Annotated in this window: 24 protein-coding genes; 14 read left to right on the top strand and 10 right to left on the bottom strand. The window is 61.1% G+C overall.

From position 1 onward, the window contains the following. Window positions 1-84 precede the first annotated feature (84 nt). On the top strand, window positions 85-339 hold the full coding sequence (locus tag I5R65_RS09480; RefSeq protein WP_180670597.1) for an AbrB/MazE/SpoVT family DNA-binding domain-containing protein: 255 nt from the start codon (window positions 85-87) through the stop codon (window positions 337-339). Next, entirely contained in the window at window positions 333-653 is a 321-nt protein-coding gene (locus I5R65_RS09475) for a type II toxin-antitoxin system PemK/MazF family toxin (RefSeq protein WP_180670595.1), read from the top strand. The genes I5R65_RS09480 and I5R65_RS09475 overlap by 7 nt, the downstream gene beginning before the upstream one ends. Window positions 654-760: 107 nt before the next feature. Here I5R65_RS09475 and I5R65_RS09470 read toward each other — a convergent pair whose 3' ends face one another. The 5 genes from I5R65_RS09470 to I5R65_RS09450 all read right to left on the bottom strand — a co-directional run bounded on the left by I5R65_RS09470 (window position 761) and on the right by I5R65_RS09450 (window position 6,461). Further along, on the bottom strand, window positions 761-1,468 hold the full coding sequence (locus I5R65_RS09470; protein WP_077237780.1) for a transcriptional regulator NanR: 708 nt from the start codon (window positions 1,466-1,468) through the stop codon (window positions 761-763). Window positions 1,469-1,565: 97 nt separating this feature from the next. Further along, a complete protein-coding gene (gene oiaK, locus I5R65_RS09465) occupies window positions 1,566-2,963 on the bottom strand; it encodes a 3-oxo-isoapionate kinase OiaK (RefSeq protein WP_180670593.1) in 1,398 nt (465 codons plus the stop codon). Further along, entirely contained in the window at window positions 2,960-4,204 is a 1,245-nt protein-coding gene (locus I5R65_RS09460) for a ribulose-bisphosphate carboxylase large subunit family protein (RefSeq protein WP_180670591.1), read from the bottom strand. Before I5R65_RS09460 ends, oiaK begins: the two co-directional genes overlap by 4 nt. 10 nt (window positions 4,205-4,214) lie before the next feature. Next, window positions 4,215-5,045 carry a phosphogluconate dehydrogenase C-terminal domain-containing protein gene (locus tag I5R65_RS09455; protein ID WP_180670589.1) on the bottom strand — a complete coding sequence of 277 codons (831 nt, stop codon included), beginning with the start codon at window positions 5,043-5,045 and terminating at the stop codon, window positions 4,215-4,217. 78 nt (window positions 5,046-5,123) lie between these two features. After that, complete coding sequence (locus tag I5R65_RS09450; RefSeq protein ID WP_180670587.1) at window positions 5,124-6,461, bottom strand: MFS transporter; 1,338 nt, start codon at window positions 6,459-6,461, stop codon at window positions 5,124-5,126. Window positions 6,462-6,793: 332 nt separating this feature from the next. On the opposite strand from I5R65_RS09450, the gene I5R65_RS09445 reads away from it, so the two are divergent. Then, a complete protein-coding gene (locus tag I5R65_RS09445; RefSeq protein ID WP_180670585.1) occupies window positions 6,794-7,375 on the top strand; it encodes a hypothetical protein in 582 nt (193 codons plus the stop codon). Here I5R65_RS09445 and I5R65_RS09440 read toward each other — a convergent pair whose 3' ends face one another. After that, window positions 7,376-8,320 carry a LysR family transcriptional regulator gene (locus I5R65_RS09440; RefSeq protein WP_180670583.1) on the bottom strand — a complete coding sequence of 315 codons (945 nt, stop codon included), beginning with the start codon at window positions 8,318-8,320 and terminating at the stop codon, window positions 7,376-7,378. It abuts the gene before it with no gap. 128 nt (window positions 8,321-8,448) lie between these two features. On the opposite strand from I5R65_RS09440, the gene I5R65_RS09435 reads away from it, so the two are divergent. From I5R65_RS09435 to I5R65_RS09390, 9 genes are all read left to right on the top strand, one after another. Next, window positions 8,449-9,369, top strand: a complete 921-nt coding sequence (locus tag I5R65_RS09435; RefSeq protein WP_180670581.1) for a dihydrodipicolinate synthase family protein — start codon at window positions 8,449-8,451, stop codon at window positions 9,367-9,369. Between the two features lie 276 nt (window positions 9,370-9,645). Next, window positions 9,646-10,299 (top strand): HNH/ENDO VII family nuclease, encoded by a 654-nt coding sequence (locus I5R65_RS24265; RefSeq protein ID WP_231395129.1) that lies wholly within the window; start codon window positions 9,646-9,648, stop codon window positions 10,297-10,299. Next, complete coding sequence (locus I5R65_RS09420; RefSeq protein ID WP_180670577.1) at window positions 10,286-10,723, top strand: SMI1/KNR4 family protein; 438 nt, start codon at window positions 10,286-10,288, stop codon at window positions 10,721-10,723. The genes I5R65_RS24265 and I5R65_RS09420 overlap by 14 nt, the downstream gene beginning before the upstream one ends. Window positions 10,724-10,765: 42 nt before the next feature. After that, the gene (locus I5R65_RS09415; protein WP_180670575.1) at window positions 10,766-11,086 is read left to right on the top strand and encodes a hypothetical protein; all 321 of its coding nucleotides are present in this window, start codon (window positions 10,766-10,768) and stop codon (window positions 11,084-11,086) included. A 392-nt stretch (window positions 11,087-11,478) separates the two neighbouring features. Beyond that, entirely contained in the window at window positions 11,479-12,048 is a 570-nt protein-coding gene (locus tag I5R65_RS24260; protein ID WP_231395128.1) for a hypothetical protein, read from the top strand. An 11-nt stretch (window positions 12,049-12,059) separates the two neighbouring features. Continuing rightward, window positions 12,060-12,542: a hypothetical protein gene (locus I5R65_RS09405; protein ID WP_180670573.1), complete on the top strand. Its 483-nt coding sequence runs from the start codon at window positions 12,060-12,062 to the stop codon at window positions 12,540-12,542. 206 nt (window positions 12,543-12,748) lie between these two features. Continuing rightward, entirely contained in the window at window positions 12,749-12,970 is a 222-nt protein-coding gene (locus I5R65_RS09400; protein WP_180670571.1) for a hypothetical protein, read from the top strand. Window positions 12,971-13,254: 284 nt separating this feature from the next. Further along, complete coding sequence (locus tag I5R65_RS09395) at window positions 13,255-13,839, top strand: flavin reductase family protein (RefSeq protein ID WP_180670244.1); 585 nt, start codon at window positions 13,255-13,257, stop codon at window positions 13,837-13,839. Window positions 13,840-13,998: 159 nt separating this feature from the next. Further along, entirely contained in the window at window positions 13,999-14,313 is a 315-nt protein-coding gene (locus tag I5R65_RS09390; RefSeq protein WP_180670242.1) for a cupin domain-containing protein, read from the top strand. A gap of 40 nt (window positions 14,314-14,353) precedes the next feature. On the opposite strand, the gene I5R65_RS09385 is transcribed toward I5R65_RS09390, so the two are convergent. After that, window positions 14,354-15,037 carry a response regulator transcription factor gene (locus tag I5R65_RS09385; protein ID WP_180670240.1) on the bottom strand — a complete coding sequence of 228 codons (684 nt, stop codon included), beginning with the start codon at window positions 15,035-15,037 and terminating at the stop codon, window positions 14,354-14,356. A gap of 469 nt (window positions 15,038-15,506) precedes the next feature. On the opposite strand from I5R65_RS09385, the gene I5R65_RS09380 reads away from it, so the two are divergent. Together I5R65_RS09380 and I5R65_RS09375 are read left to right on the top strand one after the other, a co-directional pair. Then, window positions 15,507-16,355 carry a response regulator gene (locus I5R65_RS09380; protein ID WP_180670238.1) on the top strand — a complete coding sequence of 283 codons (849 nt, stop codon included), beginning with the start codon at window positions 15,507-15,509 and terminating at the stop codon, window positions 16,353-16,355. Window positions 16,356-16,363: 8 nt separating this feature from the next. Further along, complete coding sequence (locus tag I5R65_RS09375; RefSeq protein ID WP_180670236.1) at window positions 16,364-19,108, top strand: hybrid sensor histidine kinase/response regulator; 2,745 nt, start codon at window positions 16,364-16,366, stop codon at window positions 19,106-19,108. 87 nt (window positions 19,109-19,195) lie between these two features. Here the strand turns inward: I5R65_RS09375 and I5R65_RS09370 are convergent, their stop codons facing one another. The 3 genes from I5R65_RS09370 to I5R65_RS09360 all read right to left on the bottom strand — a co-directional run bounded on the left by I5R65_RS09370 (window position 19,196) and on the right by I5R65_RS09360 (window position 23,431). Further along, window positions 19,196-19,402: a hypothetical protein gene (locus I5R65_RS09370; protein WP_231395127.1), complete on the bottom strand. Its 207-nt coding sequence runs from the start codon at window positions 19,400-19,402 to the stop codon at window positions 19,196-19,198. Between the two features lie 479 nt (window positions 19,403-19,881). Then, window positions 19,882-21,672 carry an EAL domain-containing protein gene (locus tag I5R65_RS09365; protein ID WP_180670232.1) on the bottom strand — a complete coding sequence of 597 codons (1,791 nt, stop codon included), beginning with the start codon at window positions 21,670-21,672 and terminating at the stop codon, window positions 19,882-19,884. Window positions 21,673-21,679: 7 nt separating this feature from the next. Beyond that, the gene (locus tag I5R65_RS09360; RefSeq protein WP_180670230.1) at window positions 21,680-23,431 is read right to left on the bottom strand and encodes a methyl-accepting chemotaxis protein; all 1,752 of its coding nucleotides are present in this window, start codon (window positions 23,429-23,431) and stop codon (window positions 21,680-21,682) included. Window positions 23,432-23,433 lie beyond the last annotated feature (2 nt).

Genomic DNA, 23,433 nt, shown 5'->3' with positions numbered 1-23,433 from the left:
ATAGGCATTTCAGGAAAATTGTAATAACATTGTTTTTACATGAGAATTTTGATGTAATAATATTGTATTTACCAGGTGAGAAAAATGAAGACATCCATCCGCAAAATGGGTAACTCGCAAGGCGTACTGATTCCGAAGCCATTTCTGGCCAAGATGGGGATGCTCGTCGATGAAGATATCGACATCGACATCGAAGACGACAAGATCGTGATTCGCAAACTGGAAAAACGCCCGCGTAAAGGATGGGCCGAAGCCAGCCAGAAAATTGCGACGGCACAGGATGACGGCCTTGTCTGGCCCGAATTTGGAAACGATGGTGACAAGGAATTGAAATGGTGATGCGCGGCGAAATCTGGTTAGCCGCGCTCGACCCCACTGTGGGTAGCGAAATCAATAAATCCCGTCCATGCGTCGTCGTTTCGCCGGCAGAGATGCACGATTATCTGCGCACTGTGATTGTGGCTCCGATGACAACAGGCAGTCAGCCCGCCCCGTATCGCGTGCCAATCACGTTCGACAAGAAAAAAGGATTGATTGTCCTGGATCAGATGCGCACGCTGGACAAGGAGCGTTTGATCAGGAAACTCGGGCGCGTAACGGACAAGACGCTCACGGCAACATTGGAAGCGCTGCAAGAAGTCTTCGCCGAATAGCGAAGCAGGAAAAACACGGGGCGCACCGAACTATTTTTGTCATCTGGGGAAACCCGGTTGCAATCATCGTGAGCCTCCACCGTTGTGCTCCCCGCGTGCAGGCATATCTACTGCTGCCCCAACTCCCGATACAACTCATTGGCGCGCATCAGATGCGCGCGCATGGCTTCAGCGGCAGCATCGCCATCGTGCGCGGCAATGGCGTCGACGATGCGCTGGTGTTCCAGCAACGTCAGTTCTTCCGCCCCGGGGGCGCGTACCAGGGTGGTGTAGAACTCACTGGCCCAGCGGAACATCGACTCGACGATGGAAGGGAAGATGGGGTTGCCGCTGATGTCGGCGATCTCGCGATGGAAGGCCATGTCGCGTTCGATGAACTCTTCCAGGTTGACCATCGAAGCGCGGTGCTCGGCGATGGCCTGGCGCAGCCGCGCCACCTGCTCCTCGCTGGCGCGCTCGGCGGCCATGCGGGCGGTACTGGTTTCCAGGAAGACGCGGGCTTCCTTCATGTGCTTCAACATGTCCGGCTTGGTGCGCAAGAGGTGCTGCGCACCGGCGGCGATCTGGGCGATCAGGCGGTCGGCCGTGGGGTCGACCACGCGGGCGCGCTCGCCATGGGCGATCTCCACGAAACCGGAACGCTCCATCGCCTGCATCGCCTCGCGGACCGCCGGGCGGCCCACGCCGTATTGCTCCATCAGGTCGCGTTCGGAGGGCAATTGTGACCCCGGCGGGAATTCACCCTGATGGATGCGATCCATCAGGCGTTCCAGCACTTCCTGGTATAACTTGCGTCGCTGTATCGGTTCCGGCATGGCTGCGCTGTCTCAAAGTATAGGTTTCGTTGGACGCGCACTCTACCATATCTACCGCAATCGCAGGCCCGGCCTGCGATTGCGCCATGCAATGAGCCTAGCTGACGGCCCCCTCCAGCACATCCCCGAAGAAGCTGCGCGCCCCCACCTGCCCCCCTTTGAGCACCAGCTCCAGACCGTCGCGCCGGGCATTGTCCGACCACGCTCGGCACAGGGGCGCGCCCGGAGCCAGTCCGGCGCAGACCGACAGGGCCGTGATGTCCAGGGCACTGGCGACCTCGCCCGAGCTGTCGCCACCGGCAATGGCAATGCGCTGCAGCGACTGTCCAGAATCGCCATCGAGGATGGCACGCATGGTCTCGGCCAGTGCCATGCCGACCTGGCGCGCCGCCTCGCCCCGCGCCAGCCCGGCCTGGGTGGCAATGTCATCGAAACCGGTGACGCCGGGATCGTCCGGCCCCTCAGCCGAAAACACCAGCGGACTGCGTCCGCCAGCGATGGCTGCGCTGGCGGCTTCCGTCAGGCGCGCCAGTTCGGCCGCACGGCGCTCAGGGCGCAGCACGGCCGGCAAATCCATGCGCAGGCAGGCAAAACCATGCTCGCGCGCCCAGGCGATCTGTCCGGCGGTGACTGGTGAACAACTGCCGCTGACCGCCGCAATCACCGGCACCGGGCCGGCCTTGGGCAGGGATGGTTGCGCCGCGATCCAGCCGCGTTCACGCCAGTAGGCGGTGAGCGCATATTGCAAACCCGAGGAAGAAGCGCTGAAGACGCCCCGCCCCCGGCCCTCCCACACCAGCCGTCCGGCCTGGCGCTGGGTTTCGTCGTCGAGCACGTCGATCAGCACCACCGGGGTATCGCTGCCACGCAATGCTTCCAGGCAGGCCTGGGCCGGCCCGGCCCCCTCGCGCAATGGCAGCATGTCCACCAGTTCCAGACGGCGCGCCGTCTGCCGGCGCAGATGCCGGCGCAGGTCGGCCTCGTCCATGGGCGTGACCGGATGGCGCGACATGGTCGGATGCCGGTCCAGTCGATAGCCCTGCCCATCCACCGCAGCAAACAGGTTGCCGAACAGCTGGTAGCGCTTCAGCCGGGGCGCGCCCACCACCATGGGCGACCAGTCGCCGCGCAGGTGGCGCGTACCGATGTCGACGGCGCGCCCGATGGAACCGGTCTCGGGCGAGGAATCGAAGGTCGAGCACACCTTGTACTGCATCACCGGTGCGCCCAGCGCCGCCAGCGCAGTGAAGGCCTGCGGCAAATGTTCCTCCATCCACTGCGGGGAACGTCCACGCGAGGACCCGGCAATGCCAATGCAACGCACCTCGGGAAAGCGCGCCAGCATCGCCGCATCGGGTGTACGCAGAAACAGCACGGTCGGCAGGCCGGCGGCACTCATCACCTCCATGGCATCGGTGGAACCGGTGAAGTCGTCGCCGTAGTAAGACAACAGCAGCCCCTGCGGCAGCTGTGCGCTCTCAGGCAGCAGGCTCATTTCCAGAACCCCAGCGCGGCCTGCAGTGCCTTGTTGTTGCGCGCATGCTGGGCCAGAGGGACGCCTTCGATGGCGGCCACCCAGGCTTCGCGCAACGCATCCACGCCCGCCGCCACCCCCTGCGGATGGCCGAAGATGCCACCGCCAGCGGTATGGATCAGGTCGGCGCAACCGATGGCGGCATAGGTATCGGCCGCCTGCAAGCCGGTCTGCCCGGAGCTGAACACCGGCATCGTGCTGACCATGTCAGCGCCGGCCACCACCGGCTGCAGGACCGAACGCGCTGCCGTGATGACGCTGTCATCGGGCTCGCTGAACTTGTTGCCCAGGCCGTTGACGTGCATGTGATCGGCCCCCGCCAGGCGCCACAGCTGCTGCCAGGGTGCATAGTCCCAGCCCAGTTGCGGGCTGCGCGTGAGATACCCCCAGCCGGCGCGATGCGCGTGGATCGGCAGTTGGGCATGACGGCGCAACTCCTGCAGGCCGACCAGGCCGATGGAATTGAGGACCGCCATGACACTGGTTCCGCCCTCGGCCAGCACCAGGTCGTGGCGACGTCGCATCTGGTCCAGGTCGCCGGTGAGGTTGAAGGCCACCATGACCTTCTTGCCGGTGCGATCGGCGTGGTCGTTGACCACCCGCATCACTGCCCGTACCCGCTCGTCGAAGGGGCAACGGCCACCGTCGGCCTGCAGTTCGTCGTCCTTGATGAAGTCGATGCCACCGGCCACCAGTTCGCGCACCTGCTGGACCGTCTCCTCCACCGACAGGCCGATGCTGGGCTTGATGATGGTACCGATCAGCGGGCCATGTCTCACCCCGCTCAGGCGCCGCGTGCCGTCGATGCCGAAGGCAGGTCCCGGATAAGCGTCCACGAAGGCCTTGGGCAGCACCAACCCGGTCAGGCGCAGGCCGGACACCTGGCGCAGCTCGAACAGGTTGCCCGCCACCGTGGACATCAGGTTGGGCAGCGAGGCACCGGTGTTCTCCAGCGGCCAGGATAGCTCCAGCCGGCATTGCGTATAACGCTGCGCAGGCATGCCGCCCGGCAGGCTGGGCGTGTTGCTGTGGCCGAGAATCTCCAGCTTCTCGACACGGGCGCCGGAGCGCGCCTTCAGTTCCGGCGTCTCGGTGGCCAGCGCCACGAAGGTCCCGCTGGATTGCTCCCCGGCGATGACCTCGGCCGCGCGCGCCGGATCATCCCCGGTTTCCAGCCAGTAGCTGGCGTAGATGCGTTCCATGCCCACTCCCTCAGGTGATGCGGCGGATGCTCTCCGCGATCTCGTCATGCTCGAAGACCTTCAGCCAATCGTCGCGCAGCAGGCGCGGCAGACCGTTCTGGATGGCCTTGTTGCAGGCATCCGAGAAGGCGCCGGGAATTTCCTTGAAGATCACCGCGCCCAGGATGTTCATGTGCCCCAGCAGGAAATCGCGGGCCGCCTCTTCCGGCACGCCGCGACGCACGGTCTCGTCCATGGCCTGCTTCATCGCATAGAGCAGCGTGGCACACACGGTCTCGGAGAGGCCCGGTTCCAGGATCGCCATCTGCTCCACCGTCAGGCGATAGCTGCGCAGGATGGGCTGGTAGATCACCTTGGCCACATCCTCGCCCAGGTCGAAGGCCGAGTCCGGCCCCTGCATCAGGGCGCTGGTGATGGATTGCTTGGCGGCGCCGCCACCGAAGAAATCGCGCCGGCCTTCCGGCGTGGTCTCATCGTTGAAGATGGGCGGGTGGCAAGGGTGGGCCACGAAGTAGACCAGGTCCGGGCGGTCCGGCAGATGGCCGGCAAAGGGGGCGGCCGCATCCAGCGTCATCACCATCACGCCAGCGCGCAGCTTGGGCGAAATCTCGGCGGCGATCTTGCCGATCAGGGTGTCGGGCACGGCCAGGATGACCACATCCACGTTGTCCAGCGCTGCATCGATGCTCACGCAATCCACGCCGACCTCGTCACGCAGGCGCTGCTGGCCCACCTGGCTGACTTCCACATGAGAAACCTGGTAATCCGATTTCTTCAGATTCTTTGCCAGGCGCACGCCCATCTTGCCGCCTGCGCCGAAGAGTGCGATCTTTTCCTTCATATTTCTTCTCCTATCGTCATTTCAGTTCTGCAAAGTTCCGGTCGGCCAGGCCAACTGGCCGCTGGCCGACCGGCGGGTTTATTCGGCGATCACGCGGCCCTGCAACTCGGCCGCCTCTTCCCGCGATCCCGCGCCGATGGCGAAGATCACCAATGCCGACACCGCCATCAGCGCCCCCACCACGAACATCGGTGCCTGGTAGGAACCGGTGGCGTCCTTGATCGCACCGGTGATGAAGGGCGCCATGAAGCCCGCCACATTGCCCACCGTATTGATGAGCGCGATGCCGGCGGCGGCGGCCGCACCGGAGAGGAAGCGCGCCGGGATCGACCAGAAGGTCGGCAGCGCCGAGAAGATGGCGCAGGCCGTGACCGTGATGGCCATGACGGTGGCTGCCGGACTCTGCATGTACAGCGCGGCCGGGATGCTGACGGCGCCCAGCAGCGCCGGCAGGCCCACATGCCAGCTGCGCACGCCGCGCCGGGTGGCGTCACGGCTCCACAGGAACAGCGCGATCGCCGCCGGCAGGTAAGGAATGGCGGTGATCAGGCCCTTCTGGAAGACGTTGAATTTGGCGCCGAACTGGGTCTCGAAGCCGCCGATGATGGTCGGCAGGAAGAAGGCCAGCGCATAGAGCCCGTAGATCAGTCCGAAATAGACCAGCGAGAGCATCCACACCCGCGGATTCTTCAGCGCCGCCCCGGCGTGGGCCACCTGCTCCACGCGCTTGCCGTTCTGCTCGGCCTGCAGGGCGCCGGTGAGCCACTTGCGTTCGGCCTCGTTGAGCCATTTGGCTTCGCCCGGCTTGTCGGCCAGGTAGAACCAGGCGATCACCCCGACCACGATGGCCGGCAGCGCCACCCCGGCGAACATGATGCGCCAGCCTTCCAGCCCGAACAGGCCATGTGCCTCGATCAGCAGGGCCGCCACCGGTGCGCCGATGACGATGGTCAGTGGCTGGGCCAGGTAGAACAGCGCCAGGATGTGGCTGCGATGCCGGGCCGGCACCCACAGGCTCAGGTAGAGGATGGCGCCGGGGAAGAAGCCGGCCTCGGCCACGCCCAGCAGGAAGCGCAACACATACAGCCCCTCCACACTGCTGACCCAGGTAAAGAGCAGCGCCACGATGCCCCAGGTCACCATGATGCGCGCCAGCCAGCGGCGCGCGCCGTACTTGTGCAGGGCCAGGTTGCTGGGGATTTCCAGCAGCACGTAGCCGATGAAGAAGACCCCGGCGGCAAAGCCGAACTGGGCGGCCGTGAGCGCCAGGTCACGGCTCATGCCATTGGGGCCGGCAAACGAGATCGCCGTGCGATCCAGAAAGTTGATGAAAAACATCAGGCCCACGAAAGGCACCAGCCTCATCGCGACCTTGCGGATGGCCGATCTTTCGACGGCACTCTGGGTGGTCTCCATTTTTTGTCTTGTCTCCTGTCGGGTTGAGAGGCTGCGCCTGTTCAACGACAACCTCTCCGGGTTTCGCCAGGGACTGCGGGGGCTGTGCGCCTTGCGGTCGCCTGGCTGCCTTTGGTTGTTTCCTTATTGTTTCTCTATTAAGACCAGGCGACAGATAAAGACGACGAATACAATTCTGCCAACTGGTATAATCACTATACCATCACTCCAGTTTGGAAGAATTGAAAAATTTCACATTGTCGATGAATGTCGCGCGTCTCTTTTGTTGTTTAATGGAAATAATTTGACGTTTTTGCTAACCTCGGCCATTCGTCATTTTGGGGAGACAGGACATGCTGCGCAGAACACTCATCGCACTTTCACTGGTACTGCTGGGTGGATGCACCGCCATGGCAGACAAGTCACAGAAATTCGCTCAACCGGAGACGGTCATTGACGCGGTGGTGCTGACGATGAATTTCGGGGATATCTCGAAGATTCCCGCCAAGATGTCGGCACAGGTCGATCCGTACCAGAATGACTATGTACCTGCCTTGAAGACACGGGTACCAGCGACCTTCGAAAACAATGGCATCCGGGTTCTCACGCCCACACAGGCCAAAGCCGCAATCTCCTCACGCAATCGCTATGAAATCCGAATCGACGCCGCGACTTTTTCGCAGAGCTATACGAAGGACAGCTGGGTACACTTTGATTTATTGTTGTGGGATCGTCAGCTACGCAAAAAGATATGGGCAGGCCGCACCCAGCTCAGCGTAACGTCCGATCAGCCCCTACTGCGCTCGGAGAAAGTCGCCGGAGATATCCTTAACAGCCTCAACCGTGAAGGTCTCATCCAGCTCAAGCAGGGATATGCGGTCGATGCCCGAGGCGAAAGGATTACCGATGTTTCGAAATTTTCCACCGACCGCTGACTACGGCAACGGCTGTTGCAACAGCCGCACCAGCGCCTCCCCCGCCCCCGACAACTGCCCCCCTTTGCGGGTGACGATGCCGATGGTCTGCGACATCGAGCGCAGCTTCACCGGCAGGATGCGCAGCATCCCGCGCCGGACGAACATCTCCGCCACCGCTGTGGGCAGGATGGACACCATGTCCGTCCCCTGCTGCAGCAGCGCCACTGTCACGAAGGTCGATGCCGTGGAAATGGCATTGCCCGGCATGGCCACCCCGGCCAGGTCCATCTCGCGCTCCAGCACCGCGTGCAGCGGCATGTGGCTGGGATAGGTCACCCAGCGATAGCCGGCCAGCGCCGCCAGCTGCAGCTGCCTGCCACGCGGGCGCGGATGCTCGGCCGACACCACCACCGACAGTGGCTCTTCCGACAGGGTCTGATAGTGATACTTGCCGGGATGGTCCGAGACGCTGGCGCGGGCCACCAGCAAGTCGAGATGGCCCTCGTCCAGCAAGCCCAGCAACTGCACGCTGGTATCTTCCACGATCTCGATGCTGAGCTCCGGATGGCGCCGTTGCAGCGCATCCACCGCCGGCACCACCATCTCCGGCACGGCCCCCATCACCGCCCCGATGGCCAGCCGGCCACCGCGCCCGGAACGCAGTTGCGCCATTTCCTCGCATAGCGAACCCAGGTCGGTGGCCATCAGGCGCGCATAGCGGATCACGCAATGGCCGAACTGGTTGGGGATCAGGCCGGACTTGGTGCGTTCGAACAATTGCGCATCCAGCATCGATTCCAGCTCGGCCAGCGACTTGCTGGCCGCCGACTGCGTCATGGCCAGGGCGCTGGCGGCCTTGTGCAGGGATTTGTGTTCGTCCAGGGCGATCAGCAACTGCAGCTGCTTCATGCGCAGGCGGGACAGCAGACTCTGGAAGCTTTGCAGGCTGGGCGTGGGTTTCATGGGTGATTCCAAAAAGCGATCACATGATGGAAAGTCTTCACTATACAGCCCCGGAGGGCGCACGTATATTGATCGCCATTGCAAGCCGCCATCCACCGATGGCCCACGACAACCATGACGGAGACTCCATGAGCACCCCCATCTACCGCGGCGTATTCCCGGTCGCCCCCACCATCTTCGACGAACACGGCCAGCTCGACCTGGAAGGCCAGAAGCGCGCCATCGACTTCATGATCGATGCCGGCTCCAACGGCCTGTGCATCCTGGCCAACTTCTCCGAGCAGTTCGTGCTCTCCGACGAGGAGCGCGTGCAGGTGCAGAACACCGTGCTGGAACACGTCGCCGGACGCGTGCCGGTGATCGTCACCACCACCCACTTCGGCAGCCAGATCTGCGCCGAGCGCAGCCGCGCCGCGCAGGATGCGGGCGCCGCCATGGTCATGGTGATGCCGCCCTACCACGGCGCCACCTTCCGCGTGTCCGAAAAGCAGATCCATGAATTCTATGGACGTGTGTCGGACGCCATCGATATTCCCATCATGATCCAGGACGCACCGGTGGCCGGCACCCCGTTGTCGGCGCCCTTCCTGGCACGCATGGCCAAGGAAATCGAAAATGTTTCCTACTTCAAGATCGAAACCGCCGGCGCCGCCTCCAAGCTGCGCGATCTGATCGAACTGGGCGGTGACGCCGTGGTCGGTCCGTGGGACGGCGAGGAAGCCATCACCCTGATCCCCGACCTCGATGCCGGCGCCACCGGCGCCATGACTGGCGGCGGCTACCCGGATGGCATCCGCAAGATCGTCGACGCCTACATGGCCGGCGACACCGAAAAGGCCGCCGAGCTCTACATGCACTGGCTGCCGCTGATCAACTACGAGAACCGCCAATGCGGCCTGGCCGCCTGCAAGGCGCTGATGCTCGAAGGCGGCGTGATCAAGTCCGACATGCTGCGCCACCCGCAGGCACCGATGCACCCCAAGGTGCGCGAAGGCCTGCTGCGCGTGGCCCGTCGCCTGGACCCGGTGGTGCTGAACTGGGGCAAGTAAGTCGACCTGCGCGCATGAACACATGACAGACCGGTAGCTATAGCGACTGACCGTTCATCCAGAAAAATCGCCGCCCGTGCAAGTTGCAGGCGGCGATTTTCTTTTGGCTATTGCGAAATCCGTCGGAAATCACCCGGCCCGGCCTGGCCCCTTCAGTTCATTTCGGATCTTCATCCCGCAGACAGGACGAACGGGTATACAAAGCTTGAAGATACCCTGATCGGACGGCAAGTCAATGTGATCAGTTACGGTTCCGTAATGGGGAACGCTTCTCTGATGGGAACAGATGTTGATCAGGCTAGGGAGGTGGCAACGTTCAGGAGTAATAATTGCGGAGGGTTGAGTGCAGCTGCATGTGACGGACTTGTAAGGGATGCGATAAATTATCGTCTTCTGCGAGTGGCTGCGTTGTCAGCGGTTGCAGCCGCTACCCCGGCTTTACTAGGCGAGGCGAGAAAGCTTGTCCAGCCAAAGGAAAAGTCGCCGGCTATTATTCCTGATCGTGATCGATATACTGCCGATCAGGATTTGCCAAATGTATATTCCGACCCACAAGTCGCCAAAATTTACTTTGGGCAAGAGAGAAAATACTGGAGTACTTCACCACAAAATTTTCTCGGGAATATGGTGTATCAGCGAGACGATCTTATCGATCCAGAGCGAGTAGATGCTAAAACTGGAAAGACTAATCTTGAACTCATGCAAGCTGGGAGAGCGCCAATCGGAAGCGATGGAAATCCCATTAATTTGCATCACATGCTGCAATCCCAAGATGGTCCGATCGCAGAAGTAACGCAGTCGTTTCATCGACAGAATTTTTCAGCAATACATATAAATGCGGGTTCAGATATTCCGTCCGGAATAAATAGAAGCGAATTTAATACTTGGCGAAGTAACTACTGGAAAAATAGAGCAAGTGACTTTAGGTGAAAAAATGGACCGAAACTTGGTAAAGGCAATAACGGATTTAGAAAAAGTGTCAGCGGGCGAGGTGATTAAAGTGCCTGCGCCCGATGATCGATTGATTGATGAGTATGAGAAAAAAACTGGATTTAAGTTTAACGACGATTATCGGTACTTCTTAAAGAAAGCCAGCATCATTTTTTATGGAAACATTGAGCCATTGATTTTAACGAAGGAGCTTAATGTAAGGGGAGAGTTATTACAGGAAATTCGCGCCGCCCAACGGTTGGGAGTTCCTTTGGATTGGTTGCCAATATGTGAGGACAATGGAGATTATTACTGTCTTGACCAAGCTGGTCGGGTCAGATTCTGGAGTGGAAATGGCGTAAGTTTAGAGGCTTGGGAAACGCTTGCTGAGTGGGTCAATGACGTATGGCTGGGTGCCAATTAATAAAGCCTCTGATTTGTAGTTTCCCGGAAAGACTTTTTAAATATGTATTACTTAATTATTTGGGATAAAGAGCTAGCCTCCACTGGTCAAGATGGATGTCTGAGAAAACTTGAGATCCCAATCGACTTGGCGAAATATTTATTCCGGTTAGAAGGTGGAAGTTTTCCAGTCCTGTCTCAACTAAGTTTTGATGACTACGATTTATTTTCTGATACTCAGCTTGAATTGCTTATTCAAGAATTGAAGAATGTTCGGGCCGCCGATCTATCCACCACCGATCAAATTAACTCAATGGTGCAATTAATCATCGATGCCAAGTCGTTAGGGAAAAGCATCTTGTTTGATCCGTTTCGCAGAGGCTAGTTAGATGAAATAGCGGTGAAGTTGTTAGGCGCTGGAGAAGTACACAAGTAACTCAGAGTAATCGCTACAACATATGTAAAAGTAAGTGAGGGAACAGTACGAGCGTCAACGTAAGGAACTCCAGGAAGCCTATGAAGAAGCTACGCTGGAGCTGTGTGCCAGAAAAAATGACGCCCTTGTTGGACGAGGAAGACCAGTAATCGAGACCATCCGCCAGGGACTCAAATAAGACGGTTTCGATGTGGAAATCAGCAAGATCTGCGCGTGGCTTGGCATTCCCTGGGGCAGCGCTTGCTACAGGTCTTTGAAGGTCGAGCCCAAGGTGCAGGAACGCTTTGCAGAACCTATCCGCAAGATGATTCTGGTGGAAACGTCCTTCGGTCTATCGCACGTTGGCCGGCCTGCTCGGGTTCGACAAGAACACGGTGCGGAGAATCTTCCAGATCAAAGGTTGGCTGGTCAAGCAGAACGTCACGCTGGCCGACGGCAGCACGCAAGAGGTGCTGGTGCCGCAGGTCTACCTGCATGCGGCCAATTTGCAGGTGACCGGGCAAGGCACGCTGATCGCCGGCAACGACGTGGCCTTCCAGGCGGCGCAGGATATCGTCAACAGCGGCGGCACGATTGCCGGGCGGCAGAGCGTATCGCTGGCGGGCAATAATGTGCAGAACCTGGGCGGGCGCATCAGTGGCAACACCGTGGTACTGGCTGCCGCACAGGACATCAACAACCTCGGCGGCACCATCGATGCGCGCAACACCGTGGTGGCTACCGCTGGCCGCGACATCAACAGCGTCGCCACCACGGTCGCCACCACCAACGCGGTCACCAGTGGCACCAACATCAACCAGAATGCGTCGATCTCCGTTTCGGAACCCGGTGGAACGCTCACCGCCGTGGCGGGCCGCGACATCAACCTCAAGGCTAGTGGCACAACCGCTAAAGCTCAAATTCCCAATTAGCGAAAGATAATATGAAATTACCTGTTTATATTGCGGAGCAAATACAGGAGCGGCTGGCTTCATTGGCAGTGGACTGTGATTACGCAAGGACATTTTATCAACGTATGCCTAGCGAAATTGACGTTGAGGCAAGGTGGAAGTTATCGCTGGAAGTTCTTTACCGTCTGTTCCTTTGCTCTCTGATTGTTCCTGGACACTATCGACGTCAAATCAGCATGTTACGTTCAGAAAAGGTATCGGAGAAATTATTCCAAGACTGTAAGGGCTATCTTCTTTTGTTAGCGGAGACTGACCCAGAGTCTGTTCATATTGAAGACTACGTGGTTTGGCAGGAATGGGATTTATGTATCGGAGAGATGGGTAAAGAGCTTCTTCGAAAGCATCAGATTTTCGATTCGAATTCGGCCTTAAGTAATGATTTCATAGCGGATATTGAGAAACTATTTAGCGAAGAAGGTGTTGGTTGGGATGATGCGCCGCTGTTAAAAAAATAAAGGAATTCCTCCCTCTGTAAATCCAATTAAAAACGGTAGTTCCTGGGGTGCAAAATTGCCAGATGGGACAGTTGTGACGTACAGGGTAGGAGGTGACTTTTCTGGTAAGGCTGATTTGGCAACAGCGACAGTTGAGATTAATGATCCTTCTGTCCGTGCAGCAAATAACGGCGAAATAGAAAAATTTAAATTCCCAGGAATGTGATTTGTATAAATTGAATATGAATGCCCCTATTCAGCGGCAGTTGATTGTTGCAGCGCTAGACGATTTTTCTCCTAACGGTACGCTTTCTGAGGCTTGTGGCGGACAGTACGGCGAAACTCCTGATGAATGGGCAATTGCTGTCACGGATTTTATTTATAACGCAATGGGGCTGGGATTGTTAGAGCCGATGCAAAGTCTGCATGGTTTTGAAAACGCAACGTGAAGATGGAATACAAATGGGCCTATGTAATTCAAGACAGAATGAAAACTATGGAAATGGGGCCGGAGATTCTGTCGCCTAGTTATTTTGTCGGTGGAGTTTTGTAATGACCCAGCGAAACCTGCTCACCTCAAGCAGCTAATGTAATGACCCACCAAAACCTGCTCCCCCTCGCTTTAGAACTCCCCTGCATCGCTCCCGCCATCCCCCAACCAAGCCACATCACCCTCCCCCGCATTCTGTGTCATCCTTACCGCCCGCCTTCCCCATTGCCCAAGGAGTCGATCTTGTCCCATCCCAGCCACTTCCGCCCCGTCGCCCTGGAACACGCCAGCCGCCTGGTCAACCACGGCCCCACGGTGCTCATCACCGCTGCCCATGGCGGTCGGCGCAACATCATGGCGGCCGCCTGGTCCATGCCGGTGGAGTTCACGCCGCCGCGCATTGCGGTGGTGATCGACAAGAGCACCCATACCCGCGAACTGATCACGCAATCGGGCAGCTTCGGCATCATCGTCCCGGGTGCCGCGCAGATGGATCTGACCTATGCCGTGGGCAGCGAAAGCGGTCGCGATGCCGACAAGTTCACGCGCCACCATATCGATGCCGGCATCGGCCCGGTACTGGGCATGCCGGTGCTGGAACAAGGTTGCGCTGCCTGGCTGGAGTGCCGCTGGATCCAGGAGAGTCATTCCGAACAGGCCTATGACACCTTCTTCGGCGAAGTGGTCGCCGCGGCTGCCGATGTCCGCATCTTCGAAAACGGTCACTGGTCCTTCACCGATGCCAATGCCGATCTACATACCCTGCACCACCTCGGCGCCGGCAAGTTCGTGGTGGCCGGCAACCAGCGCCAGGCCCGGCTGGACTGAGCGCAACGATGGCCTGACCGGCGTATGTCTTGACACTTCCCTGACGTTATCCTGACGTTAGGCTGACACCCAGGCCACGCCCAGCAAGCCTTTCCGGACGGCGCTATAGTCTGACGACACGTAGTCCCTTCAACCGTCGTCCCCCCTCCGGAAAACATCATGAACCAGCCAGCCGCCATCCTCGCCACCCCCACCCTTGACATCACGCTTGACCAGTTTCGCGACACCATGCTTGCACTCGGCTACGACGAAGTCGTGGAACGACACTGGGATGGTGGCACTGTCCTCGACACCCATACCCACCCCTTCGAAGCCAATGCCCTGGTGGTGCAAGGCGAGATGTTCCTGACCCTGAAGGGCAGTGCCGAACGCCGCCTGGTCGCGGGCGACCGCTTCCAGGTGCTGCCCGGCACGCCGCACAATGAACGTTACGGCGATGCCGGCGCGACCTACTGGGTGGCGCGCAAGAACTGAACAGACGGAAGCCGCGCGCCAAGCGCGGCCCGTTGCCCGATCAATGGACCCGTATCGCTTCGGTGAAGCAATAGCCCATGCCATGCAGGGTGCGCAGGGGCAGGACGCCCATGTTGCTTTCTCGCCATTTGCGACGAAGACGGCTCACGGTCTTTTCCAGCACGCGCTCGTCGAAGCTGATCCAATCGATTCCGAAGGCATTCGCGATGGTGCAACGGTCCGCAGCATGCCGTGAGCTGTGGGCCAGCACGCGCAGCAATGCAACCTCGCGCACGTTGATCTCCACGGCATCATGTCGGGGTGCCCGCAAAGTGCGCGCCTTGGTATCGAGCCGCCAGACATCGGGGGCGACCCGACGTAGCAGTACATCGATATAGGCGTTGAGCAGGTCGGCCTCCTCCGGTCTGGCTTCACAGAAGTCGGCGCCACGTTGCAGCCCGGCTACCCGCTGGGCCGCGGTCTCCTCCTGTCCAGCCAACAGCAGGATGCCCATCCCTCCATGCGCGGCACGTAGTTTTTCGGTCACCGTGTATCCCGTACCACTGGCTTGTCCAACGTCAACGATGGCGATGTCGCAATCCTGCATCGGCGTCAGCAGCTGATCGCCATCAGCCATCACGCTGTGTACCTTGTGTCCCTGCTGCTCCATCAGCTTGCGTATCGCGTGAGAGCTGCGGTTCTGCTTGGGCGTCATGATTTCTTCGATCAATAAAATATTGGCCATTGAGGCTACTCCTTCTAACTCAAACGCATCCCTGAGCGACCCGATCGAAAAAAAACTAAGGAAATCCGATCGGACCGGATCTGCCAACGCGCCCTTTCCCTTTTCGAATCAGGGCTCCGGGCTTGGCGTTTAAGGAATTTACCGAAGAAAACTTAGATTTTCACGTATCCACTTTTGCTTCCTGTACCGATCTTTATTCACGACGGAAAAATTTTTTTCGCCAGCCTCTTTCCATCGATTCTGACTGGCTGATCATGGAAGGTATTGCCGGAATGTGCTATGGCGACATCACTTCCTGCAGCGTGAACGCGACGCCCGCCGACCGAAAAAAATTCGGACTGCCCTCGTCGTATTTTTGCCGGCCGTCCTCATTGTTTTGATGGCGGGAAAAATATGTTCCCGAATGGCATTTTTGCGTCGTTGCCCGTCCATTTCGCGGTAACTTCCGAACACTCATCACGAGGTGAACATGATCTACAGAACCTTTCATACGACACATACACACACCGGCCCGTTAGCCGGACAACGCATCCTGGTCGTCGATGACGTCGAGGAAGACCGCATGCTGCTCTCGGATTTCCTGCTGCGTCAGGGGGCGCGACTCTATGTCGCGCACGATGGACAGGACGGCTACCGCAAGGCGCAGACCGTGCGGCCCGACCTGATCCTGATGGACATCCGCATGCCGGTCTACGATGGGCTCACGAGCTGCCGCCTGCTCAAGGCCAATTCGGGCACCCGAAACATCCCGCTGATCTTCCTCTCGGCCGCCGACGCCAGCGAAGAAAAGGTCACCGGCCTACAGGCCGGCGCGGTGGACTACGTCACCAAGCCGTTCGACTTCGAGGAAGTGCGATTGCGCCTGTGCGTGCATCTGCGCTCATCGGTGCACGGGGAGCTGGCCGGTGCCATCTCGGGTGTGGCCGAGGCACCGGGCATGTACGGCAGCAGTCCCACGAACGCCACGCCGGCGACGCTGGGGACTTCGATTAGCTCCAGCAATTTCGACACCGTGCTGTTCGAGGCAGCCCGTCGGCTAATGCTGGAAAAACTCGACCAGCCGATGAGTCTCACTGCGCTGGCGACCGCCGTGGGCACCAATGCACGCCGGCTCTCCAGCGCCTTCAAGCATTGCACCGGCGTGACGGTATTCGACTTCCTGCGCGAAGAGCGCATGAAGGAGGCAAGACGCCTGCTCTCGGAAAGCACGCTGGAAATCGGTGCCATTGCGCTGGCCCTGGGCTACAGCAACACGGCCAACTTCTCCACGGCATTCCGCGATCGCTTCGGCATGCCACCAAGCCATTTCCGCCGCTAGCGACCACGATGATCCGCTTGCCCCGATGGTGGCTACTGCCTTTGCTGTGGGCCGTGCTGGCCTGGCCCACCGCTGCGTGCTCGGCGCAGGCCATCGACCTGGCCCGGGTGCAGCACGGCATCTTCATCACGCAGAAGCTGCAATTGCTGCGCGATGAGGGAGGTACTCTGCAGTTGTCCTCTGCCCTGCAGAGTATGCGGTGGGAAGACATCGATGTCGCCGCCCTGCAGAAGGGCTATAGCGAAGACGTATTCTGGTTGCGCGGGCAACTGCGCAACGACAGCCCCGTCCCCGTCACGCGCTGGCTGGCCATGGGATCGGCGCGCCTGCAGGATGTGCGACTGCAACTCTCGGAGCCGCTCGCGACGGTCACACCCGGGGCCGGAGTACGCTGGCAGCCGCCGCAGCACGCCGGCACGCTCTACTCCCTGACGCAGCGCGAAGTGCATGGTCGCACCGCCCTGTTTGCACTGACGCTGGCACCGGGAGAGCAACGTACGGTGGTACTGCGGGTGGCCGGCAGCTCCCTGATCGAGCTGGGCGTGACGCTGTGGGAACCTGCCGCGTTCCGGGAAGAAGAAGGCCGCGAGCTGGCCATCCAGGCCTTCGTCATCGGCATAGCACTGGTGCTGGTGACGTATGCGCTGATCCAGGGCGCGATGTGGCGCGATCGCGGTTTCGTGCTGATGGGGGTGTGGATCTTGGCGGCGCTGGTCTTCGTCCTCAGCTTCCAGGGCTATCTCTACCTCTACCTGCTGTCTGGAGGCGGCACCTGGCTGGTATGCGCACCCGCCACGCTGGGCTGCCTGACCACCGTGTTCCACCTCAGGATGAGCTATGCACTGGTCAGTCTGGAACAGCTGCTACGCTGGGAACGGCGTTGGAAATGGATCTACGACGTCATGAGCGCGGTGCTCATCGTGGTGACCGCATGGACCGCAGTGGGCGACTACCGCGACAGTGCCCCGGTGGCCAATGCCAGCGCCGGCATCTGCTATCTGGTGTGGGTGATATCGATGCTGCATGGCTGGTACCACGGACTGGACAATGCCCGCTTACTGACCGTGTCCTTCGGGCTGGCCTGGGCGGGGCTGTGGCTGAAGATGCTGGAGCTCAATGGCCTGGTCGAACACAGTATCCTGCCGGACTGGCACTTCGCCACCCTGTTCCAGCTCGGCCTGCTCTGCGTGGCCACCACGGTGGTGGCCGGGCGGGCGCTGCAACTGCATCGCAAGTACGAGCAGATGCAGTGGTCCATGCTCTACATGCGCGTGCACGAACAGCTCAAGCTGGAACAGGCGGTCAGCCATCGCACCAGCGAATTGCGCGCTGCCCTGGAGGCCGCCGACCGGGCCAATCAGTCCAAGAATGGTTTTTTCACCGGCATCAGCCACGATCTGCGCACCCCGCTGACCTCCATCCTCGGCTTTGCCGACGTACTGCAGGGCGCCGGCGGCGAACCAGGCCGGTATGGACGCATCATCGTGCGCAGCGCCCGCCACATGCTCTCCATGATCAATGACCTCATCGACTACGCCCGCGGCGACCGCATGGACCTGCCGCAACCCAAACCCCTGTATGCCCATGGGCTGCTGCACAACATCGGCCAGGAAGGCGCCGCCCTGGCCCGGCGGCAGCAGAATGATTTCTGCCTGAACGTCTCGCCGGCCCTGCCGCCGGTGCTCAAGATCGACGCACCACGGCTGCGCCGCATCCTGGGCAATCTGCTCGACAACGCCGCCAAGTACACCCGTGAGGGCAGCATCAGACTGGAGGTCGACTGGCAGGCGACAGCCGTGACCTCCGGCCTGGGCATCATGGAAATGCGGGTCAGCGATACCGGCAGCGGCATCCCGCTGCATTATCAGGCGTGCGTGTTCGAGCCCTTCGAACGGGCTGGAGCCGACCGCTCGCAACCGGGTATCGGCATGGGCCTGGCCCTGGTACGCCAATGGATACAGCAGATGGGCGGACAGATCGTCCTGCGCAGCCAACCCGGCCAGGGCACCACCCTGACCCTGCAACTGCCGGCCACCCTGGCCAGCGAACGGGACATCGCCCGTGATGACTGCCGCGAAGGCAATGGCGCGCATGCCCTCATCGACGGCGCGGGCTGTCTGTTGCTGGTGGTAGAAGATAGTCCCGACATCGCCGACCTGCTGGTGGAGCAGCTCGAGATGCTCGGTTTCGAGGTGGACCTGCATGCCGACGGCGAGACCGCCATGGCGCGCATGGCACAGGCCGGCGCGCCCATTCCGGCGCTGGTGCTGACCGACTATCTGCTGCCCGCTGCCGATGGCGGCGATGTCCTGCGTGCGACCCGCCAGCACCTGCCGGGGGTGCCGGTGCTGTTGCTGTCGGCGACCGCGCGGCCGGAATCCAACCGGGCCGATCACATGGCATTCGATGCCAGCCTGCTCAAGCCGGTCAATTTCATGGAATTGCAGGAAACCCTGGCGCGCCTGCTGGAGCTGCCGCCGCTTGCGCCCACAGCGGTGGCGCCGGTGGCGGCCGGGCGATCCATGATGCCGCCGCAGGAAAGCCTGCAACATGCGCGCGAGCTTATCGACAGTGGTGCAGTCTCGGATTTGCTGGACTGGTGCGAGGAGCTGCTGCTCCAACATCCGCAATGTAAGGATTTCCAGGCCAGGGCCAGTCAGTTGCTACAGAGCGGCGACCTGTCCGGGCTGGCGGCCTTGTGCGATCCGACGCTCGACCCGCAGAACGGATCGGAATCGCAAGCGCTGCATTGAGCGGGGGCTGGCGATGATGCTCCCGCATTCATGCGCCCTGGCACGGGTCCGCTTAGGGTCCGCCTACGGGTCCACTTGCCAATCCACTTACTCGCCGCCACTCCCGCTGCCGGCTTCCACCGGCGTGGCTGACTCCTCTCCGCCACGCGCCCGTTCGGCATTGCGCTGGTTGATCTGGTATTGCAGTTCGGCGTGTTCGTAGGCCAGTTGTTCTTTCGGCGAGCGGCTGCAGGCGCCCAGCGTCAGCACCGTGGCGGTCACGAACAGCAGCAGGAGGGGGGCTGGTCGGGGCATCTGGATGATCTCCATCGTTATATTTCTGCCCGGCAATATACTCCTCGCCAATCCTCACCGCAAGCGCTGCCATGGCGTTAGCGCGGCACGCTCCGGTCCGCCAGGCAGGCCTTTGCGCCGATGCGACCGATCCGGCCCAGGTGGGTGAAGCCAAAACCGATGCCGTACTTCATGCCATCGCCAAGGGCCCGGGCCGGACCGCATGAGCCCGGGCATGCAGGCACTGGTGCAGCGCTGGCCGCAACTGGACCCGGCGCATCGCGCCCTGCGCACCGACAGCGACCTGGCACAGTTGAACCTGATTCGCGCCGGTGCCGGCATCTGCCTGTTGCCGCAGCAGTTCAGCCTGCCGCTCGATACCTGGGCGGTGATGCATGAAGACCTGCGCCACCATCCGCGCTGCAGCAAGGTCTTCGAAGCGCTGGTGGCCGGCCTGTCGGCCTATCTGGCGACCCCGCTGACGGCCACCGGCTGCCCCCTCAACCGCGGGCCGCGATCCAGTCCCAGGTATCGGCGGCCGACATGGGACGGGCGATGCCATAGCCCTGCCCGTATTCACAACCCAGGTGCTGCAGGATGCGCCGGCATTTCTCGGTCTCCAGACCTTCGGCCACCACCGCGAACCCCAGCTTCTGGCCGAGATGGATCATCGACGGTACGATCTGCTGGTCCGAATAATTGCTTTCCATGGTGCGGATGAAGGACTGATCGATCTTGAGGTAGTCGGCGGGAATGTTCTTGAGATAGCTCAGGTTGCTGAAGCCGGCACCGAAATCGTCGATGGCCACCTTCACCCCCAGCCGCTTGATCTCCTGGATCTTGCCGTAGAGCTTTTCCGGATTCTTGCTCATCGCGCTTTCCGTGAACTCGATCTCGATCAGCCCGGCCGGCAGGCGGTGCCGCTGCAATTGCGCCGCCAGGGCCTGCACCAGATCGTCGTTGTCGAAGTCGCGCGCCGACACGTTGATGGCCACCGCAATGGCACGGCCCTGGCGCATCCAGGCAGCGGCCTGCTCGATGCCGTGCTGCAGTACCCACAGGGTGACCTGGCGGATCAGGGCGGTCTTTTCGGCCAAGGGGATGAACAGGCCTGGCGAGATCGCTCCATGTACCGGATGGCGCCAGCGCAACAGCGCTTCCACCCCGGCGCACTGACCCGACATCAGCGCCACCTTGGGCTGGAACTCCAGCCACAGTTCGTCCGAGGCCAGCAGTGCCCCCGGGATGGCCGACAGCAGTTCGAAGGAGTGCTTCTGCATGCGCCCCAGCGGCTGTTCGTAATGACACTGCAGGCTGCCGCATTCACGGGCCACGTCGATGGCGGTCAGCAGCGAAGGCACCAGCTCATTGTCGTCCTCGCACTGCGACATCGGCACGATGCCCACCGAGATGTCCAGATGATGCGGAATCCCCTGATGCGCCACGGTCGCGCTGAAAGCCTCCTTGATCTGCTCGGCCTGCGCCTGCCAAACATCGCGCCGCTCCAGATAGGCAAAGCTGGTGGTGCCGATGCGATAGAGCGCGATGCCCCCCAGTGCCTGGCGCAAACGTTCCTTGGCTTCCACCAGGAAACCTTCCACGTAATCCCAGCCGAGCGCCTTGATCATGTCGGCCAGATAGACGTGCTCGCACACCTCCACCGCCACTGCCGTGAGCTGGTCGAGCCGGCCGTCGACACTGCGCAGGGCCTGCAGATCGCTCACCAGCCGGGCGCGATTGGGCAGTGATGTCAGGCTGTCGACATAGCTGGCGTCACGCAGGATTTCCAGGCGCGCCATCACGATGGCCGCCAGCCGCTGCAGGGTGGCCGCTTCCTCGTCGCTGAACTGCTGGCGCGGCGTCTTGCCGATCACGCACAGGGTCCCCAGGCACAGCCCCTCCCTGGTCTGCAGCGAAGCCCCCGCATAGAAACGGATACCTGGCTCACCGGTCACCAGCGGATTGTCCGCGAAGCGTGGGTCCTGGCAGGCATCCAGCACCACCATCACCTGATCCTGCTCGATGACGTGGCTGCAGAAGGATTGCGAACGCGGCGTGGCCTGCGCCTGCAGCCCATGTCGGGACTTGAACCACTGACGGTTCTCCGCCACCAGCGAGACCAGCGCAATCTCGGTCTGGAACAGGCGTGCGGCCAGGTCGGTGACCAGGTCGCACAGCGCGTCGGGCTGGCTATCGAGCAGGCAATAGCTGTCCAGCACGGCCAGGCGCCGCTGTTCTTTTTCTGATGGCATGCGCAGTGCGCTGTCCAGTCTCAGGAGGTCGGCATGCATGGCGGATTCAGAAGGTGACCCAATCATCGGAACCTCCGGCCAGCCGGCGGCCCGGCAGCGGTGCGCTCAGGCGCGGTTCACGCGGGGTGCGCAGCGCAGTGTGGCTCGCAGTGCGATCCGCAGTGCTACCCACGCTGCGCGCGGCCGCGACCGTGTCCTTGCCCGCCATCGGTGCCACCGGTGCCGACTCTTGCTGCACCTGCACGGCGTCGATGCGGAATACGCTCACCGCCTGGGCCAGCTCCTGGGCCTGCTGTTGCAGCGATTGCGAAGCCGCTGCCGCCTCTTCCACCAACGCCGCATTCTGCTGCGTCACCTGATCCATCTGGCCCACCGCCTGGCTGACCTGCTCGATACCGGAGCGCTGCTCTTCGCCGGCCGCGCTGATCTCGCTGATCATGTTGCTCACCCGTTGCACGCTCTCGACGATCTCGCGCATGGTGTCGCCGGCCTCGTTGACCAGCACGCTACCGGATTCGACCTTGGCCACCGAATCGCTGATGAGGGCCTTGATCTCCTTGGCCGCTGCAGCCGACCGCTGCGCCAGACTGCGCACCTCGGTGGCCACCACGGCAAAACCACGGCCTTGCTCGCCGGCACGGGCCGCTTCCACCGCTGCATTCAACGCCAGGATATTGGTCTGAAAGGCAATGCCGTCGATCACGCTGATGATGTCGACGATCTTGCGCGAAGAGGCATTGATGTCTTCCATCGTCTCCACCACCCGGCTGACGACGCCGCCGCCGCTGCTGGCAATGTCCGAGGCAGCCTGCGCCATGCGGTTGGCTTCGCGGGCGTTGGCCGTATTCTGCTGCACGGTGGAGGTCAGCTCTTCCATCGAGGAAGCGGTTTCCTCCAGCGAACTGGCCTGCTGCTCGGTACGCGAGGACAGGTCCAGGTTGCCGCTGGCGATCTGCGAGGACGCGGTGGCGATCATGTCGGTACCCCGGCGCACGCCGGAGACGATGCCCACCAGACTGGCGTTCATGTCCTTGAGCGCGGCCAGCAGTTCGCCGGTTTCATCCCGCGAGCTGACCTGGATGCGTGCCGTCAGGTCGCCACCGGCCACCTGACGGGCCAGGCGCACGGCCATGGCCAGCGGGCGAGTGATGTTGTTGGACAGCCACCAGGCCAGCAGCATCGCCAGCACCACCGAAATGACGCCGCCACCGATGAGGGTATTGCCGGTCACCGACTTCAGGTTCGCGGCTTCCTCGGCACGGGTACTCAGCAGGGACGATTCGGCACGATCCATCTCACCCAGCAAGGCCCGCATGCGGTCCATCTCGGTCTTGCCTTTGCCAGCCTGTTCGAAGGCCACCACCGCGGCCATCTGTTCGCGGCCGTCACGCACCGCGCGGCGCAGCGCGACAGCCGGGTCGATGGCCGAAGCCAGCCAGCGCGCTTCAGCATCACTGATCTGCTGCAGGCGCTGCTGCTGGGCCGCATTGTCGGCGGTCAGCTCACGGGCCTTGGCCAGATACTGCTTGAAGTGGGCATTACCCAACTGGTAGGGCTCCAGCGAAGCGTCGTTACCGGTCAGGGAAAAGCCACGCTGGCCGGTCTCGATGTTGATCAGGCTTTCCATCATGCCCTGCACCTGGTCACGCACATCGTAGGTATGCACATTCAATTCGTTGGCTGCCCCCAGGCGCGCAAAGTTGGCATAGGCCACACTGACCAGGATCACCAGGATGGCGGCCACCATGCCGAAACCGATATACAGGCGTGTGCCGATTTTCAGGTCGGAGAGTTTCATGT

This window comes from Herbaspirillum sp. AP02 (assembly GCF_015767275.1).
Lineage (GTDB): Bacteria > Pseudomonadota > Gammaproteobacteria > Burkholderiales > Burkholderiaceae_D > Herbaspirillum.
Note: the sequence above shows the minus strand (reverse complement) of the source record. Positions and strands in the feature narration are given on the sequence as shown.

What these genes read in the sequence shown, in the direction of transcription:
- I5R65_RS09450 (WP_180670587.1), bottom strand. Translation starts at nt 6,461, where the DNA reads ATGGAGACCACCCAGAGTGCCGTCGAAAGATCGGCCATCCGCAAGGTC.
- I5R65_RS09370 (WP_231395127.1), bottom strand. Translation starts at nt 19,402, where the DNA reads ATGCCCCGACCAGCCCCCCTCCTGCTGCTGTTCGTGACCGCCACGGTG.
- I5R65_RS09460 (WP_180670591.1), bottom strand. Translation starts at nt 4,204, where the DNA reads ATGGAACGCATCTACGCCAGCTACTGGCTGGAAACCGGGGATGATCCG.
- I5R65_RS09470 (WP_077237780.1), bottom strand. Translation starts at nt 1,468, where the DNA reads ATGCCGGAACCGATACAGCGACGCAAGTTATACCAGGAAGTGCTGGAA.
- I5R65_RS09375 (WP_180670236.1), top strand. Translation starts at nt 16,364, where the DNA reads ATGATCCGCTTGCCCCGATGGTGGCTACTGCCTTTGCTGTGGGCCGTG.
- I5R65_RS24265 (WP_231395129.1), top strand. Translation starts at nt 9,646, where the DNA reads ATGGGAACAGATGTTGATCAGGCTAGGGAGGTGGCAACGTTCAGGAGT.
- I5R65_RS09415 (WP_180670575.1), top strand. Translation starts at nt 10,766, where the DNA reads ATGTATTACTTAATTATTTGGGATAAAGAGCTAGCCTCCACTGGTCAA.
- I5R65_RS09435 (WP_180670581.1), top strand. Translation starts at nt 8,449, where the DNA reads ATGAGCACCCCCATCTACCGCGGCGTATTCCCGGTCGCCCCCACCATC.
- I5R65_RS09360 (WP_180670230.1), bottom strand. Translation starts at nt 23,431, where the DNA reads ATGAAACTCTCCGACCTGAAAATCGGCACACGCCTGTATATCGGTTTC.
- I5R65_RS09405 (WP_180670573.1), top strand. Translation starts at nt 12,060, where the DNA reads ATGAAATTACCTGTTTATATTGCGGAGCAAATACAGGAGCGGCTGGCT.
- I5R65_RS09440 (WP_180670583.1), bottom strand. Translation starts at nt 8,320, where the DNA reads ATGAAACCCACGCCCAGCCTGCAAAGCTTCCAGAGTCTGCTGTCCCGC.
- I5R65_RS09385 (WP_180670240.1), bottom strand. Translation starts at nt 15,037, where the DNA reads ATGGCCAATATTTTATTGATCGAAGAAATCATGACGCCCAAGCAGAAC.
- I5R65_RS09380 (WP_180670238.1), top strand. Translation starts at nt 15,507, where the DNA reads ATGATCTACAGAACCTTTCATACGACACATACACACACCGGCCCGTTA.
- oiaK (WP_180670593.1), bottom strand. Translation starts at nt 2,963, where the DNA reads ATGAGCCTGCTGCCTGAGAGCGCACAGCTGCCGCAGGGGCTGCTGTTG.
- I5R65_RS09480 (WP_180670597.1), top strand. Translation starts at nt 85, where the DNA reads ATGAAGACATCCATCCGCAAAATGGGTAACTCGCAAGGCGTACTGATT.
- I5R65_RS09365 (WP_180670232.1), bottom strand. Translation starts at nt 21,672, where the DNA reads ATGCATGCCGACCTCCTGAGACTGGACAGCGCACTGCGCATGCCATCA.
- I5R65_RS09455 (WP_180670589.1), bottom strand. Translation starts at nt 5,045, where the DNA reads ATGAAGGAAAAGATCGCACTCTTCGGCGCAGGCGGCAAGATGGGCGTG.
- I5R65_RS09445 (WP_180670585.1), top strand. Translation starts at nt 6,794, where the DNA reads ATGCTGCGCAGAACACTCATCGCACTTTCACTGGTACTGCTGGGTGGA.
- I5R65_RS09390 (WP_180670242.1), top strand. Translation starts at nt 13,999, where the DNA reads ATGAACCAGCCAGCCGCCATCCTCGCCACCCCCACCCTTGACATCACG.
- I5R65_RS09475 (WP_180670595.1), top strand. Translation starts at nt 333, where the DNA reads ATGGTGATGCGCGGCGAAATCTGGTTAGCCGCGCTCGACCCCACTGTG.